The organism is Aurantimonas marianensis (assembly GCF_024195285.1).
Taxonomy (GTDB): domain Bacteria; phylum Pseudomonadota; class Alphaproteobacteria; order Rhizobiales; family Rhizobiaceae; genus Aurantimonas; species Aurantimonas marianensis.
Map to the genome: position 1 here is coordinate 51632 of NZ_JALHBS010000081.1, position 16426 is coordinate 68057.

The window sequence follows — 16426 nt, forward strand, 5'->3', positions numbered from 1 at the left end:
GAAATGCGCTCCTCAATCCTCCGCGTAGAGCACCCGATGGTCGAGCGGATAGCGCGCGAACAGCGCCAGACTGGCCGCGCCCATCGCGCGGGCGATCGAGCCGAAACTGCCGGGCCTGATTTCCAGCGGCGTCAGGCCCAGGCGCTTGAGGCTCATCATGGCCCGCTCGGTTTCCTCGATGAGCCGGGTCCGCACCGCCGGCGGAAAACCGCCGTCGATCATCGCGCATTCGAAATCATAGAGCGAACTGGCCGCGACGAGGGCATGGGCAAGTCCCTCTCCGGCGATCGCCAGCCAGCGGTCGAGACTATCGCCGAGCCCGTCCCAGGCCGCATCGCTTCGCCAGATTTCCAGCGGATCGCCGCCTTGTTCCGCGATCATCTTCTCCAGAACATGGATCGAGGCGACGTTGATCAACTGGTCGAAGCCGGCCGCGTCGGAGCCGGCCGTCCTGGCGCGGGGCACCGGCATCGGGCCGAGCGCCCCGGCATTGCCGGTACGGCCGGTGACGAGGGTGCCGTCGATGACGAGGCCGCCGCCGACGAAGGCGCCGACGAAGACATAGAGATAGTCCGAGGACCGGGCGGCGCCGAAGACGTTCTCGGCGGCGCAGGCCGCCGTCGCATCGTTGGCGAGATGGACGGGCAGGCCGGTCGCCTCGCCCAAGGCTCCGGCGATGTCGGCGGTTCGCCATTCGTCCATGCTAGCTGCCGGCGCGCCGATCTCCTCGGCCCAGGACCACAGTTCGAAGGGCATGGCGATGCCGAGGCCGACGATCCGGGTCCGCAGCTTCGGGTCGATCGCGGCGACGACGCGCGCCTCGGCGGCGCCGACGAAATCGAGTACGGCGTCGAGGCGCGGATACGCATAGGTCTGGCGCTCGCTCGCCCGCACCCGGCCGACGAAATCCATCAGCACCAGCTCGGCCGAGCGCCGGCCGATCTTGAGCCCGAGCGAGAACGCGCCGTCCGGATTGAGCCGCATCGGCACCGACGGCTGGCCGACCCGGCCGCGCCGGGGTTTTTCGCGCAAAACCAGTTGATCGGCCTCGAGCACCCGCATGATCACCGAGGCGGTCTGCGGCGACAGGCCGCTGCGCCTGGCGATATCGGCCTTGGCCAGTTCGCCGTGGCGGCGGATCAGCGTCAGCACCGCGCGCTCGTTCTGGGCTCTCATTCCAGCCTGGCTGGAGCCGTGCATTCGCTCGTCGCGGCGTATCGCCTCGGCGGCCTCGCGGGGCGTGGTCTGGTCCATGCGTTCCTCCCGACCCCGGGGACCGCAGGCAGCCCGTGGGGTGGCACCGGCCAGGCTCATCATGCCGATACCGGCTCCACTGTTTCACCGACCGACACCTCCGTCAATAAATAAATCCACTTGATTTATCTTCATTGACAAGCGCTTCGCCCTGGTGTTTCGTGCTAGACGATCGGGCGGCGAGGAGGCCGCCCGGCATCGCCGACCGGGCTTCGACATCCGGCACGGGAATTTCAACTGGGAGGTTTCGTCCGTGACAATTCGCACGCTTCTTGCATCCACCGCCATCGTCGCCGCCACGGCCTTCGCCTTGACCGCACCCGCCGCCGCGCAGGACACCACCAAGGCCTGCCTGATCACCAAGACCGACATCAACCCGTTCTTCGTCAAGATGAAGGAAGGCGCCACCGCCAAGGCCGAGGAGCTCGGCGTCGAACTGTCGACCTTCGCCGGCAAGGTCGACGGCGACCACGAGACCCAGGTCCAGGCGGTCGAGAGCTGCATCGCGGCCGGCGCCAAGGGCATCCTGATCACCGCCTCCGACACCAAGGCGATCACCGACGTCGTCAAGCAGGCGCGCGACCAGGGCGTTCTGGTCATCGCTCTCGATACGCCGCTGGAGCCGATCGATGCGGCCGACGCCACCTTCGCCACCGACAATTTCAAGGCCGGCGAGCTGATCGGCCAGTGGGCCGCCGCGACCCTCGGCGACGAGGCCCAGAACGCCAAGATCGCCCTTCTCGACCTGGCGCCCTCGGCCCCCTCGGTCGACGTGCTGCGCGATCAGGGCTTCCTCAAGGGCTTCGGCATCGACATCAAGGATGAGAAGAAGATCGGCGACGAGGACGATCCGCGCATCGTCGGCCACGACGTCACCGCCGGCAACGAGGAAGGCGGCCGCACGGCGATGGAGAACCTTCTGCAGAAGGACCCCGACATCAACGTCGTCTACACGATCAACGAGCCCTCGGCCGCTGGCGCCTACGAGGCGCTGAAAGCCTTCGGCAAGGAAGACGGCGTGTTGATCGTCTCCGTCGACGGCGGCTGCCCGGGCGTCAAGAACGTCGAGGAAGGCGTCATCGGCGCCACCTCGCAGCAAGACCCGCTGGACATGGCTGCCAAGGGCATCGAGGCGATCGCCCAGTTCGCCGAGGACGGGACCGTACCGCAACCGACCGAGGGCAAGGACTTCTTCGACACCGGCGTCAACCTCGTCACCGCACAGCCGGCGGAGGGCGTGGATTCGATCGACGTCAAGGAAGGCACCGACCGCTGCTGGGGCTGAGTTAGCCGGCCCGGGCGGCCCCGAAGCGGGCCGCCCGCTTGACCGCGCCTTTTCTTCGCGCGTTGATGCGTTATTGGCCCTGGCCTTCCGGAGCGACACGCCATGAGTGAAACGACCGACAAGGGGGAGGATTTCGAATCCTCCCTCAGCCAGAGCGACACCGCCGTCGCCGCCTTCGGCCATCGCCCGCGCGGCGCGCTCGGCAACCTGCAGCACTTCCTGCACGGCAATCCGACGATGGTGCCGGTGATCGTTCTCCTGCTGTCGGTGCTGGTGTTCGGCTTCGTCTCCGACAATTTCTTTTCCGCGTTCAACCTGTCGCTGATCATGCAGCAGGTGGCCATCGTCGGCATATTGGCGGCGGCGCAGAGCCTCGTCATCCTCACCGCCGGCATCGACCTGTCGGTCGCCGCCGTCATGGTGATGGTTTCGGTGATCATGGGCCGGCTGTCGACCGAATTCGGCCTGCCGGTGCCGCTGGCGATCCTGGTCGGCCTCGTCGTCGGCGCGCTGACCGGCCTGCTCAACGGCGTTCTGGTTACCCGCGTGCGGCTGCCACCCTTCATCACGACGCTGGGCACCTGGAACATCTTCCTGGCGCTGAACTATTATTTTTCCAATCGCGAGACCATCCGCAGTCAGACGCTCGACGCCGAGGCGCCGCTGCTGAAGCTGTTCGGGGAGCGCTTCACCGTCGGCGGGGCAGTATTGACCTGGGGAGTCGTGCTGATGATCGCGATCTTCCTGATCCTTTGGTACGTGCTCAACCGCACTGCCTGGGGCCGGCATGTCTACGCCATCGGCGACGACAAGGAGGCGGCGGAACTGTCGGGCATTCGCACCGACCGCACGCTGGTCTCGGTTTACGTGCTCTCCGGCTTCATCTGCGCAATCGCCGCCTGGGCCTCGATCGGCCGGGTCGGCTCGGTCAGCCCGACATCCTTCTTCGAGGCCAATCTGGAATCGATCACCGCCGTGGTCATCGGCGGCATTTCGCTGTTCGGCGGTCGCGGCTCGATCCTCGGGCCGATGATCGGCGCGTTGATCGTCGGGGTGTTCAATTCCGGGCTGCGGCTCGGCGGTGTCGATGTGCTCTGGCAGGTCTTCGCCACCGGCTGGCTCATCATCATCGCGGTCGCCATCGACCAGTGGATCAGGAAGATCTCCGCATGAGCGCCTCCCAGACCCCCGTCCTGTCGGCCCGCGGCCTCGTCAAGAACTATGGCCGCGTGACCGCCCTCGACCATGCCGATTTCGACCTCTATCCGGGCGAGATCCTGGCGGTCATCGGCGACAATGGCGCCGGCAAGTCGACGCTGATCAAGGCGCTCTCAGGCGCGGTCGTCGTCGACGAGGGCGACATCCGGCTGAACGGCGAGTCGGTGCGGTTCACCGCGCCGATGCAGGCGCGCGAAGCTGGCATCGAGACGGTTTACCAGAATCTCGCATTGTCGCCGGCGCTGTCGATCGCCGACAACATGTTCCTGGGACGTGAAATCCGCAAACCCGGCCCGCTCGGCAAATATTTCCGCATGCTCGACCGAAGGGCGATGGAGAAGATCGCCCGCGACAAGCTCTCCGAGCTTGGTCTGATGACCATCCAGAACATCGCCCAGGCGGTGGAGACGCTGTCCGGCGGCCAGCGCCAGGGCGTCGCGGTGGCCCGCGCCGCGGCCTTCGGCTCCAAGGTGCTGATCCTCGACGAGCCGACGGCGGCGCTCGGCGTCAAGGAATCGCGCAAGGTTCTGGAACTGATCCAGGACGTGCGCTCGCGCGGCATGCCGATCGTCCTGATCTCTCACAATATGCCGCATGTCTTCGAGGTCGCCGACCGCATCCACATCCACCGGCTGGGACGGCGCCTGTGCGTCGTCGACCCGAAGAACGCGACGATGAACGACGCGGTGGCGCTGATGACCGGCGCCAAGCAGCCGGAACCGGAGATGGCGGCGGCGTGATTTCACGCTTGCGAGGGTGACGACCGGCGGCTTACGGCGCACCGCGGGCAGATGCCCCGCATTGAAGGAGCACGCCGACCCGTGGCCTACGACCTCTATTACTGGCCCGCGATCCCAGGCCGCGGCGAGTATGTCCGCCTCGTCCTGGAGGCAGCGGAAATGCCCTATCGCGACGTGGCGCGGCTGCCGGAGAGCGAAGGTGGCGGTAGCGGCGCCATGATGGCGTTCGTCGCGGGCCGTCACGGCCATCGCACCCCCTTCGCGCCACCCTTCCTCGTGGATGGAGATCTGCTGATTTCGCAGACCGCCGAGATCTGTGCCTTTCTCGGCGAGCGTCATGGGCTTGCACCAGAGGACGAAGCGGACCGGCTGTTCGCCCGCTCGATCGCGCTGACCACTGCCGATTTCGTCAACGAGGCGCACGACGCCCATCACCCGATCGGTGTCGAGGACTATTACGAGGACCAAAGGAGCGAGGCGAAGCGTCGCGCGACCGGATTTCGCGACAGACGCATGCCGAAATATCTCGGCTGGTACGAGCGCCTGATCGCCGCCAATCCGACGGGATCGGGCCATCTCGTCGGCGATCGCCTGACCTATGCCGATCTCGGCCTGTTCCAGACCCTTGCCGGCCTCGCCTACGCCTTCCCGACGCGGATGGCGGGCATCGGGGGGGACTATCCGAAAACCGTGGCGCTGGCCGCCCGAGTGGCGTCCCGACCCGCGGTTGCGGCCTATTTGACGAGCGAGCGGCGTATCGCCTTCAACGAGGACGGCATCTTCCGCCACTACCCGGAGCTCGACGGGGCGTAAGCGCGGCGTCAAGCGCGAACGCCCCGGCACGAGGCCGGGGCGCGCAACGTATCAACGGCGGAGCGCGAAGCCCCGCCCTGAGGTCATTAGTTGGCGAGCTTGGAGGCGAACAGCGCCAGCGCCTTCTGATAGACACCGGCACGGTTCCAGTCGCGCAGCACCGAGAAATTCGGCTGGCCTTCCTGGTATCCGGCACCCGGCCGCCAGCCGTGCTGGCGCAGGAAGTTGGCGGTCGAGGCAAGGACGTCGGCCTTGGAATTGATCAGGTCGCGCCGCCCGTTGCCGTCGCCATCGACGGCGAAGCGCAGGTAGTTCTTGGCCAGGAACTGGGTCTGGCCGATTTCGCCGGCCCATGCGCCGCGCATGTTTTCTGGCCGCATGTCGCCGCGATCGACGATCGCCAGCGCCGCCAGGAGTTCCTCCGAGAAAAAGGCCGAGCGCCGGCAGTCATAAGCAAGCGTCGCCAGCGAGCTGAAGATGTTCATGTTGCCGGAATTGCGACCGAAACCCGTCTCCATGCCCCAGATCGCCACAATGACTTCCTTCGGGACCCCATACCGCTTCTCGATGGAGTTCAAAAGGCTGGCGTTCTGTTGGATGATCTGCTTGCCCTTCTTGACGAAGGAAGCCGGCGCCCGCCGCTGCATGAAGGCATCGAGCGACAGCTTCATCGACTGCTGGTTGCGGTCGAGGCTGATCACCTTGCTGCTGTATTTCGTCGGCATCAGCGCGGATTGGATGGTGCCGGCGGAGATTCCGGCGCGTTGCGCCTCCTGGGCGAATTGCTGCTTCCATTGGTTGAAGCCGCCGGGACCGTTGCCGCATTGGGCGGCAAGCGCCGGAGCGGCAGTCATGCCAAGCGTCAGCGCCACTGTTGCCGCGAGCATCCGGATAGATGTCAGTCGAGCCTTCATGGGGTTTTCCTTATTCAGATAGATGGATAGCCACCGCCTGGGCTGGCTGTGTGTCGAAGTTGCGGGGTCGGGCAGAGATCGATCCGCCGCTAACGCGAGCGATGCGCCAGACAAGTTGAGCCGTGATCGTCGCCAGTCTTTTTGAAACCATCGGGTTTCTACCCTATTCGGCTATCCTTGCGTAGTGCATGGATGCGACAATGTCCGGTGGCGTAACACATCGGACGAAGGGAACGTTCCTGCGACGGCCGTGCGGGCGACCCGTCGTCGTGCGGCTGCGGCGTGCGAGGAACGATCGAATGCCGATCGGCGGACGGTCGCCATCGTCCCTGGCGGCAGGAAGACCGATCCGCCGCCTTAACGATTTTTTGCCTGGCGGTCGGGCAGATTGGGCGCATGAGCGACGCCGGCATGCACCCTCTTTGCGAATTCCTCGACGCACTGCCCGACGGCAAGGAGGCGGAACGCTGGCGCTTCGCATTGGAGAGCGCTGGCTCCGGCGTCTGGGACGCCGACCTTGTCGCTGGAACTTGCTACTACTCGTCGAGTTGGAAGCGGATGCTGGGCTACGCCGACGACGAGCTCGACGACGATCCCGATTTGTGGCTCGCGTTCGTGCATCCGGCCGACCGGCACACGGCCATCGCCAGCGGCGATCGCCACGTCGCCGGCGAAACGGCGCGGATCGAGACCGAGTTCCGATTGCGGCACAAGAACGGCGGCTGGATCTGGGTTCTCGACCGCGGCAAGGTGGTCGAACGCGATGCGAGCGGCCGGCCGACGCGCATGATCGGCGCGCAGACCGACATCACCGCTCAAAAGAACGCGGAGCGCCATCTGGCGTTGCTCAACGAGCGTATTCAGCTGGCGCTCGATGCGGGCCAGGTCGGCCTGTGGCAGTTCGAGACCGAGAGCGGCCGCCTCGTCTGGGATCAACGCATGCGCGACATCTACGGCATCGGCCCCGGCCCTGCCGAAGTGCCGCGTTCGACCTGGCACGACCGCCTTCATCCGGACGATGCGGCCGAGGCCGAGCGTGCCATCGCGATCACGGCCGAAACCGGCAAACCGATGAAGACCAGCTACCGGATCGTCAAGCCGAACGGCGAGGTCCGGCATCTGCACGCGCTTGCCCGGCTGGTGCATCACAGCGACGCGCCGCCGCTGCTGGTTGGCAGCATCTGGGACATTACCGAGCAGGTGCAGAACGCGGCGGCGCTCGCGGCCGAGAAGGAATGTTTGCGCATCACCTTGCAGTCGATCGGCGATGCGGTCATCAGCACCGATGTCGGCAACCGCATCACCTTTGCCAATCCCGCCGCGGCGCGGCTGCTTTGCAGCACCCAGTCGGCGCTGGTGGGAGCCAATATCGACGATGTCTTTCCCCTGATCGACGAAGAGACGAAGGCACCGCTCGCCTCGTCGACCCACCGTGCCGTCCTGTCGCGCCGAACCGTGGACCGCGAAGAGAACGCGATGTTCGTGCGAAACGACGGCAGTGGACGGGCGGTCCGTGATCTGGCATCGCCGATCATCGCTCCCGACGGCCAGGTCGTCGGCGCGGTTCTGGTGATCCAGGACATCACCAATGCCCGTGCGCTGCAGCGTCAACTCGCCTACGCTGCGCGGCACGACCCCCTGACCGGCCTTTTGAACAGAGGGGCATTCGAGGAAAACCTGCAGGCCGCCATTGGCAGCCGCGACTGCGCGCTCCTTTATCTGGACCTTGATCGCTTCAAGCTGATCAACGATACGGTCGGCCACGCTGCGGGCGACGCAGTGCTGAAGCTGGTCGCGAACACGCTGACGGCAAGGCTCCCGCACGGCACCGTCGTCGGCCGTTTGGGCGGCGATGAATTCGCCGCCGTCGTTCCGGTCGCCGATGTGGACGATGCGATGGCGGTCGCCGCGGGGCTGCTGGTCGAAATACGCGCCCAGCGGCTGCACTGGGCCGGCAAATACTACGAGATCGGGGCCAGCATCGGTATCGCGGCGATCGACGATGCGCAGCTGGATCTCGAAACCGCCACCGCGCGTGCCGATGCCGCGTGCTATACCGCGAAATCCGCCGGTCGCAACCGCGTATCCGCCTACTCGCCCGGCGTCGGGGAGGCACAAAGGAACCTGGCACGGATCCAGGTGGCATCCGGGTGGGCCGACGCTCTCGCCGAACGGCGCCTGGTGGTCTTCGGGCAGGAAGTTCGCGACCTCGCCGCTCCCTCTCGACCGGGCCGCCATATCGAGATCCTTTGCCGAATGACCGCGGCGGACGGCTCGATCATTCCGCCCGGCCAGTTCATTCCGGCGGCTGAGCGATTTGGCCTGATGGGCTCCATCGACCGCTGGGTCATCGAGCACACGCTCGAAACCCACGCCGCCAATCTGATGGCGAACGGCTTGTCGGTCGCCATCAATCTGTCGGCCAACACGCTGAGCGATCCCGAACTGTGGCCGTTCGTCAGGAAAATCATCGAACGCACCAGGGTCGAGCCGGCCTGCCTCGTCTTCGAGATCACCGAGACGGCGGCTGTCGACAATTTCGTCGCGGCCGAACGCTTCGTCCACGACGCCCGCAAGGCCGGCTGCCGCATCAGCCTCGACGATTTCGGTGCCGGCCTGAGCTCCTTTGCCTATCTCAAGCGCTTTCAGGTCGACAGTATCAAGATCGACGGCGGCTTTATCCGGAACCTGGCGAATAGTCGCTTCGACCGAGCGGTGGTCGCCTCGATCAGCACGATCGCCCATGAGCTGGGCGTCGACGTCGTGGCGGAGCGGATCGAAGACGCGGAATCCGTTTCGATTCTGCGATCGCTCGGCATCGGCTATGGCCAGGGATTTTTCTTCCACCGGCCGCAGCCGCTCGACCAGCTCTTGCGGGCGCGACAAGGCGTGGGCGTTCGCAAAGCGAGCTGAACGACGCGGCTCCCGCGCGGCCAGAATGCGACGAAGGCGAGCGAGACGTTCCGTGCATCGACCGCCATACCGTCCTGCAATCCACGCGGCGCTCGTCGCGCTTGCGCCAATAAGGAAAATCGGTACCGGTTTTCGGCTCGCGTCCCGCGCCCTGATCGATCCGATCCGGTCTCATGAACCCGGTTTAATGCGCGGTCAGCACCGGCACGGTGGCTTTGGCGATGATGTGGCGCGTCGTGCCGCCGAATATCATCTGTCGCAGCCGGCTTTGGGTGTAGGCGCCCTTGACCAGGAGATCGCCGCCCAGCGCCTGCACATGCTCCAGCACGGCCTGGCCTGGCGAGGCCTCGCCGCCGCGCGTGGTCGCTTCGGCCGGGATGCCCGAGCGTGCCAGATTGCGCGCCAGGCTCTCGCCGGAGGGCCCGTCGACCTCCCATCCTTCCACGCTCAGAACGATCACGCGATGCGCCTTTTCGAGGATCGGCATGGCCAGCGCAACCGTTCTGGCGGTTTCCGTGCTGCCGTTCCAGGCGATCACGACCGTCTTGCCGATCCTCGTCGCCCCCGACGGAGGCACCAGCAGCAGCGGCCGGCCACTTTCGAAGAGCGCCGCCTCGACGGTCGCGACCCGGGATGGCTCCCCGGCCGCGTTCGGGCGACCCATCACGATCAGGTCGAACAGCCGGCCGTAACTGCCGATATGCATGTCCGTGGCCAGCCGACCGCCAGCCCAGCCGGCGGAGGGGGCGGTCGAGCCGTCACTATGGGCAGGCACGCCGGCCTGGCTCATGAACTCATCGAAGGCGCGACGAGCCATGTCTACAAGTTCATGCTGCGCCTCAAGGTCGAGCGGCGGCGCGGCGACGATGAATTCCGCCGAAACGACCTCCGGCACCTCGGGGCGCAGCGCGATGCCCTCAATGTAGCTACCGAACATGTCAGCGAGGAGACGCGCCGTCGCCAGCACCGGCCACATCCGTCCATCCGAATTGACCGGAACGAGAATGTTCCTCATGGCACTTGTCATTCAAGGCTGGAGAACAGGCTTGGTAATCGCGGACCACGGGCGTCGACCAACCGTCATAGTCCGGACGCGAGATATACTGGCAATGCGCTATCCAGGAGTGGCTAGGGCGAGCCTTCGACGACTTTAGCGGCTCATCAGCCACTCCCGGAAACCTGTCAGTGAGTAGCCGCTACGCCAGAGCCCGAACATCAGCCCCGGCGATCGTCGCGGCATCGTACATAGGTGGTTCCATGGAGACCTCCCCAGCGTCGGATACGCAAGGAAAAGATTACGCCCGCGTAACGCGGCGTCAAGGAATTTTTTCGCCTGCCCTGGCCAAATCGGCGCCGGCCGCTCGTGAAGGTGCGGCGATTCCGCCCCGGGCGCGGCGTCTGATGATCCCCGCAATGGGCTGCGGCGGGCGCCGGCAGTGACGGCTGAAATCTCGACGCATCCCCCATTTGAGTGATGCGGCAAGAGCTTGCCGATGATGAAATAGCGATGTTCTTCGGGAGGCTTGGCCTCGCGAAAGCTCATCGCTCGCCGTCAACTGCCCCAAGAAACGGCGAGCGATGATTTTTGTGTCGCGCGTCCGCTCCCGAAGGCCGCGCGACCTGTGTCGGCGCCAGCCATCGCCACCCACTGGCAATCCCGTCGCCCCGGAACGAGGCCTAAAATCGACCGCGCCGTGCGGTGAACGGTGGCGAGCCGCATTGGCCTGCCTGCGTCAGATCATGCGACCGTGATCAGATCATGCGACCGTGAATTGTCGGCCTCACGCCAATGCGTATGATCCAGGCACCGGATTGTCCGGCATGGGGGCTGGGCCCGGCCGTCGCGTTGCGCCCGACCCCGCAAGGGAGGTTCTTCGAGATGAAAATCCTCGTTCTTCTAACCACGGCGGCGGCGGTCGGCTTTGCTAGCCCGGCGCTCGCATTCCAGTGTCCGGCCGACATCGCGATCGTTGATCGGGCTCTGGCAACCAGCTCCCTGAGCGATGCCGACCGCGCCAAGGTCGCCGCGCTCCGGCGGGAGGGCGCGCAACTGCATGCCGCCGGCTCGCATGCGCAATCGGTGCAAAAGCTGGCGCAAGCGAAACGGATGCTGGGCCTCCAGTAGCGACGCTACCGCCCGCAAGCAGGCGGGGAGGAAAAACGTCCGCGACCGTTCGATGGCCGGGCTGTCAACCGCCGAACAAGCGCCGGAACAACGACTGGTCGCTCGCCCGCCCGGACCCCACACGTCCCTCCACCGTCACGCCCGGCGGAGGCGGGCCGTCGTGGATGACGACGCCCTGGCCGCCGACGGCGGCGGGCGGCACCGGCGCGTTGCCGGCCTGATTGTAGTACTGATCCTCGCCGCGCGGCATCTCGGAATCGTAATAGCGATCGTCTCCATAGCCGCCGTCCGCCGTCAGCGGCGCTTCCTGCTCGCCGATCCGGTAGTCGCCCGGCAAGGGCATGGCGGGCAGGCCCTCATGGGCGGCCGTCATGAAATCGTGCCAGGCCTGCGCCGGCAACGAGCCTCCGGTGACCTTCTGCATCTTGGCGCCATTGTCGTTGCCGAGCCAGACGCCGGCGGTCAGATTGGCCGTATAACCGAGAAACCAGGCGTCCTTGTAATCCTGGGTCGTACCGGTCTTGCCGGCCACCTGCCATCCCTCGATCGCGGCCTTGCGGCCGGTGCCGCCGGTGACGACGCGGGCGAGCATGGCGTTCATCATGCCGACGACGTCCTCGGAGACGATGATCGGTGGCACTTCGGCGCCGCGCTCCCACAGCACCTTGCCGCTTTCCGTGGTGATGCGGTTGACCAGGTGCGGTGTCGCCCGATAGCCGCCATTGGCGAAGGGGGCAAAGGCGCCCGTCAACTCCAGTAGCGAGACTTCCGCGGTGCCGAGCGCGATCGAGGCATTATCGACCATCGGCGATTTGATGCCCATGCGCTGGGCGGTTTCGATCACCGCCGGAGCGCCGACATTGTCCACGAGCCGCGCCGCGACGGTGTTCAGCGACTGCCTGAGTGCGTCGGCGACGGTGACCGGGCCGCGATACCGGTTGTCGTAGTTCTGCGGCGTCCAGTTTCCGATCTTCACCGGCGCATCGTCGATCACCGTCTCCGGGCGCCAGCCGTTTTCGAGCGCCGTTTCGTAGACGAACGGCTTGAACGACGAGCCCGGCTGCCGTTTGGCGTCGACGGCGCGGTTGAACTGGCTCTGCGCGTAATCGCGGCCGCCGACCATGGCGCGGATCGCGCCAGTGCCGTCGATGGCGACGAGCGCGCCCTGGGAGACGTTCTGCTTGGCGCCGTCGACCGTCTGACGGATGACCTTTTCGGCGATCTTCTCAAGCCCGAGATCGATCGTCGTCTCGGCGATCACGTCCTCCTTCACATCGCCGATGAGGTCACGGATGTCGCGCATGACGAGATCGGCGGCATAGTGCTCGGCGCCGGTCCAGTAGCTCTTGGCGGTGGTCGGCTTCTGCGCCTTGGCGTCGGCGTATTCGGCTTCGCCGATGAACCCTGAGTCGCGCATGGCGGTCAGCACCACTTCTGCGCGCGCCTTGGCGGCGGCCGGATCGCGGGCGGGCGACAGACGCGAAGGCGCCTTAAGAAGCCCCGCCAGCAGCGCCGCCTCGCCCAGATCGACCTCGGCGGCGGACCTGTTGAAATAGCGCCGCGCGGCTGCCTCGACGCCGGTCGCGCCCGAGCCGAAATAGACCCGGTTGAGATACATTTCGAGGATCTGGTCCTTGGTGAATTTGGTCTCCAGCCACAGCGCCAGGATCGCCTCCTGGATCTTGCGCTGGATGGTCTGTTCCGGATTCAGGAAGATGTTCTTGGCGAGCTGCTGGGTCAGCGTCGAGCCGCCCTGCACTGTCTCGCCCGCCGCCATGTTCTCGTTGAAGGCACGGACGATGCCGACCGGGTCGATGCCCCAATGCTGGTAAAAGCGCCGGTCCTCGATGGCGATCACCGCCTGCGGAATATACGGACTGACTTCATCGAGCGAGACTGCCTTGCCGCCGGTCAGGCCGCGATTGGCCATCAGGTCGCCGGCGACCGAGACGATCTTGACGTTCGGCGGCCGGTCCGGGATCGCCCAGGCTTCCTGCGGCAGCTTGACGGCGAAATAGCCGACCACCGCGGCGACCGCCAGGCCGCCGACGAGACCGAGCATCAGGAACAGCCGGAAGATGTGGCCAAAAAAGCCCCGTCGGCGGCGTCCGCCCCGCGATCCGCCTGAACCGCCGCCTTTCGACCGCCGCGCGGTCGAAGCCGGCTTGGCCGAGCGGGTTTTGCCGGGTGCGGCCTTGTTGCGAAGCTTGCGGCGGGCGTCGTTGGAGGCCGTCGGAACGGCCCGGTCGTCGGCGCTGACATGGAAGTCGTCGTCGCCGTCCGGCCCGTCGAAGGTCGGTTCAATGCGCTCGTGCCGTCGTGCCATTCAGCCCAAAGCCCTTTCGGCGAAGAGCATGCCGCCGCGGCGACGGCCCACCCTCAATCATCCCCTTGCTCTCGGCAATGCAGTCTAATTGCGGCGATTTAACGGGGCGTTAAGCAATCGAAGTGGGTCTCGGACGCGAGCGCCGGCGTCCACGGCCCGAGCATCGGACCCCAAGATGGACCCCCTTTTGGATAATTCCGATGCTTCATCGGAGTCTTGGAGCACTATGCGTCCGGAAGACGCACGCGCTCTAGAACAGATCCAGCGAGAAGCGCCGGGAGATGCCGAGACCGAACGTATACTGATTCTCGTCGCCGGCCTTGACGATCGGCGAATCCTTGGCGTCGCCGACCAGCCGCTCATAGGAGGCGTCGGCGTTGACGAACCAGTCGGTGAAGATCTCGTAGCGAGCCGAGGCCGCGACGCCGACGCTCTTGAAGCCGCCTTTGGGCGCGTAGGTCGTGAAGCGGCCGCCGGAGGCGAAGGCCTCCGAGGGGGTGACGCCGAAATAGGCATCCGTATAATCGCTGGAGGCGAAACTCGCGGTCGGACCGGCCTTGAGGATGAGGCGCTCGGTCGGCCGCGCGATCACATTGGCGCCGATGTCGCCGACGAGGCCCTCAGCGCCGCCGAAGGCATAACGCGCCGCACCGTAGATTTCGGCGTTCTCCCATTCGTAGCTGGCCTTGAGACCCAGCTCGTAGGTTGCGTCGACATCGGTCAGTCCGGCGAGTTCCGGAAAATCGGAGGCTTCGCGCTCGCCGGTGTATCCGAACGACGGACCGATCGAGAAACCGCGGCCGTCCCTGCCGCCGAAGGCGCCGATACCGGGAATGCTCAGATATTCGATGCTGACGATCGGCACCGGCGTGATCTGATACTCGTCCGAACCCTCATAGTCCGGCGAGACGAAGCCGGAAATGCCGAGCTCGAAGACGAAATCCGCGTCGCCATAGTCAGAGGCCGCGGGTGCCAGCGGCGCCGGATTCGGATCGTAGGGGCCGGCGACGTGGTCGGCGGCCGTGGCGGCGAGGCTCGAGCCGAAAACAAGGGCGAGCGCCAGGGCGCCGGTACGCACGATCATGTCCTGATACTCCAGCCATTCGCGCCTCATTACGCCGCTTGACGCCGGGCACGTTATGCCCCTCGTTCATACCGGATATCCGTCGATCGGCAATGATTTTGGGCCGGTTTCGCGCGGTCCGGCGCTGTTTCCGCCGCCGCCGTTGCCTGGCGACCACAGCGGCGGTTCGCCGTGACCCGCCGCGACGGAAAAGGGCGCGGCACCCCCTCGGCGCCGCGCCCTTCGCTGGTCCCCCGCTCGTCATTCGAAGCGCATGCGCTCCGCGAGTGCGGTATCCCCGTGATCACTAAAATTACGCGCGATCCGTTAACGACTCGTTAACCCGCCGCCCCGCCAAGCGCCGCAAGCACCCGCGCCCAGGAGCGCTGGCCCTTGTGGAAGGAGGTCATTTCGTACTTCTCGTTCGGCGAATGGATGCGGTCGTCGCCGCAGCCGAAGCCGATCAGCAGCGACTCCATGCCGAGCCGGTCCTTGAACTCGCCGACCACCGGGATCGAGCCGCCCATGGAAATCATCACCGCCGGATTCGGCCATTCCTCGGACAAGGCCCCCCGCGCCTTTTCGAGCCAGGGCGAATCGAACGGCAACTGGATCGCCGGCGAGCCGCCATGCGGCGCAAATTCCGCCGCGCAGTCGGCCGGCAGACGGGAGGTGACGAACTCGCGGAAGGCGGCGCGGATCCTGGCCGGATCCTGGCGGAAGACCAGACGGAACGAGACTTTCGCGAAGGCCTCCGCCGCGATCACGGTCTTGAAGCCCTCGCCGGTATAGCCCCCGGAAATGCCGTTGAATTCGGCGGTCGGCCGCGCCCAGACCTGCTCCAGCACCGACCGCCCCTTTTCGCCGGCCGGCACCGACAGGCCGACCTGGCCGAGGAAGTCGGTTTCCGAAAAATTCAGGCTGTCCCAGATCGCGCGAACGTCATCCGGCAATTCGTCGACGCCGTCATAGAAGCCTGGGATCGTCACCCGGCCGTCGTCATCGTGGATGTCGGCTAGAATTTTTGCCAGCACGCGGATCGGGTTCTGGGCGGCGCCACCGAAATAGCCCGAATGCAGATCGCGGCTGGCCGCCTTGATCGTCACCTCCTCGCCGACGAGGCCGCGCAGGCCGGTCGAGATCGCCGGCGTGTGCCGGTCCCACATGTTGGTATCGCAGACGAGCGCGACGTCGGCCAACAGCTCCGCCCGGTTGGCGTCGAGGAACGGATTGAGCGAGGGCGAGCCGGATTCCTCCTCGCCCTCAAGGAAGATCGTCACCTTGCAGGGCAATCCACCGGTCTCGGCCTTGTAGGCCCGGCAGGCCTCGATGAAGGTCATCAGCTGGCCCTTGTCGTCGGCCGAACCGCGCGCCACGATCCGCTTCGTGCCGTCCGGCATCTCCCGGATCGTCGGCTCGAAGGGCGGGCTCTCCCACAATTCCAGCGGGTCGACCGGCTGCACGTCGTAATGGCCGTAGAACAACACGTGCGGCGCGCCGGAAGGCCCGTCGTGATGGGCAACCACCATCGGATGGCCGTCCGTGTCGCGCACCGAGGCATCGAAGCCGATCGCGTCCAAATCGCCGGCCAGATACTCCGCCGCGCGCCGGCAATCGGCCGCATAGGCCGGATCGGTGGAGATCGACGGGATTTTCAGAAGCTCGGTGAGCCGGCCGAGCGCCCGGTCGAGATTGAGGTCGAGGCAGGCGAGCACGCTGTCGAGATTGGCCATGGGGGTCCCCTCATTGGAGAAAGCGCCGAATGGCAGCTGCCC

The 16426-nt window shown here is 66.0% G+C and carries 12 protein-coding genes; 6 read left to right on the plus strand and 6 right to left on the minus strand.

Annotated elements, in window-relative coordinates; all coding sequences use genetic code 11:
• Nucleotides 1-12 precede the first annotated feature (12 nt).
• Complete coding sequence (locus MJ956_RS13190; RefSeq protein ID WP_253964909.1) at nucleotides 13-1254, minus strand: ROK family transcriptional regulator; 1242 nt, start codon at nucleotides 1252-1254, stop codon at nucleotides 13-15.
• Nucleotides 1255-1507: 253 nt separating this feature from the next.
• Here MJ956_RS13190 and MJ956_RS13195 point away from each other — a divergent pair, with 253 nt between their 5' ends.
• The 4 genes from MJ956_RS13195 (at nucleotide 1508) to MJ956_RS13210 (ending at nucleotide 5310) form a co-directional block, all read left to right on the plus strand.
• Complete coding sequence (locus MJ956_RS13195) at nucleotides 1508-2539, plus strand: sugar ABC transporter substrate-binding protein (RefSeq protein WP_423724871.1); 1032 nt, start codon at nucleotides 1508-1510, stop codon at nucleotides 2537-2539.
• Nucleotides 2540-2641: 102 nt separating this feature from the next.
• Nucleotides 2642-3712 (plus strand): ABC transporter permease, encoded by a 1071-nt coding sequence (locus MJ956_RS13200; RefSeq protein ID WP_253964910.1) that lies wholly within the window; start codon nucleotides 2642-2644, stop codon nucleotides 3710-3712.
• Nucleotides 3709-4497: an ATP-binding cassette domain-containing protein gene (locus MJ956_RS13205; RefSeq protein WP_253964911.1), complete on the plus strand. Its 789-nt coding sequence runs from the start codon at nucleotides 3709-3711 to the stop codon at nucleotides 4495-4497. Before MJ956_RS13200 ends, MJ956_RS13205 begins: the two co-directional genes overlap by 4 nt.
• Before the next feature lie 81 nt (nucleotides 4498-4578).
• A complete protein-coding gene (locus tag MJ956_RS13210; protein ID WP_253964912.1) occupies nucleotides 4579-5310 on the plus strand; it encodes a glutathione S-transferase in 732 nt (243 codons plus the stop codon).
• 86 nt (nucleotides 5311-5396) lie between these two features.
• On the opposite strand, the gene MJ956_RS13215 is transcribed toward MJ956_RS13210, so the two are convergent.
• Nucleotides 5397-6224, minus strand: coding sequence for a lytic murein transglycosylase (locus tag MJ956_RS13215; RefSeq protein ID WP_253964913.1), 828 nt, complete (start codon nucleotides 6222-6224; stop codon nucleotides 5397-5399).
• Between the two features lie 396 nt (nucleotides 6225-6620).
• Between MJ956_RS13215 and MJ956_RS13220 the strand changes: the two genes are divergently transcribed.
• On the plus strand, nucleotides 6621-9137 hold the full coding sequence (locus MJ956_RS13220; RefSeq protein ID WP_253964914.1) for an EAL domain-containing protein: 2517 nt from the start codon (nucleotides 6621-6623) through the stop codon (nucleotides 9135-9137).
• A gap of 184 nt (nucleotides 9138-9321) precedes the next feature.
• On the opposite strand, the gene MJ956_RS13225 is transcribed toward MJ956_RS13220, so the two are convergent.
• Entirely contained in the window at nucleotides 9322-10152 is an 831-nt protein-coding gene (locus MJ956_RS13225; RefSeq protein WP_253964915.1) for a universal stress protein, read from the minus strand.
• An 864-nt stretch (nucleotides 10153-11016) separates the two neighbouring features.
• Here MJ956_RS13225 and MJ956_RS13230 point away from each other — a divergent pair.
• Entirely contained in the window at nucleotides 11017-11262 is a 246-nt protein-coding gene (locus MJ956_RS13230) for a hypothetical protein (RefSeq protein WP_253964916.1), read from the plus strand.
• Nucleotides 11263-11326: 64 nt separating this feature from the next.
• Here the strand turns inward: MJ956_RS13230 and MJ956_RS13235 are convergent, their stop codons facing one another.
• From MJ956_RS13235 to MJ956_RS13245, 3 genes are all read right to left on the minus strand, one after another.
• On the minus strand, nucleotides 11327-13588 hold the full coding sequence (locus tag MJ956_RS13235; RefSeq protein WP_253964917.1) for a transglycosylase domain-containing protein: 2262 nt from the start codon (nucleotides 13586-13588) through the stop codon (nucleotides 11327-11329).
• A 250-nt stretch (nucleotides 13589-13838) separates the two neighbouring features.
• Entirely contained in the window at nucleotides 13839-14702 is an 864-nt protein-coding gene (locus tag MJ956_RS13240) for a MipA/OmpV family protein (RefSeq protein ID WP_253964918.1), read from the minus strand.
• A gap of 287 nt (nucleotides 14703-14989) precedes the next feature.
• The gene (locus MJ956_RS13245) at nucleotides 14990-16384 is read right to left on the minus strand and encodes a M20/M25/M40 family metallo-hydrolase (protein WP_253964919.1); all 1395 of its coding nucleotides are present in this window, start codon (nucleotides 16382-16384) and stop codon (nucleotides 14990-14992) included.
• Between the last annotated feature and the right edge of the window lie 42 nt (nucleotides 16385-16426).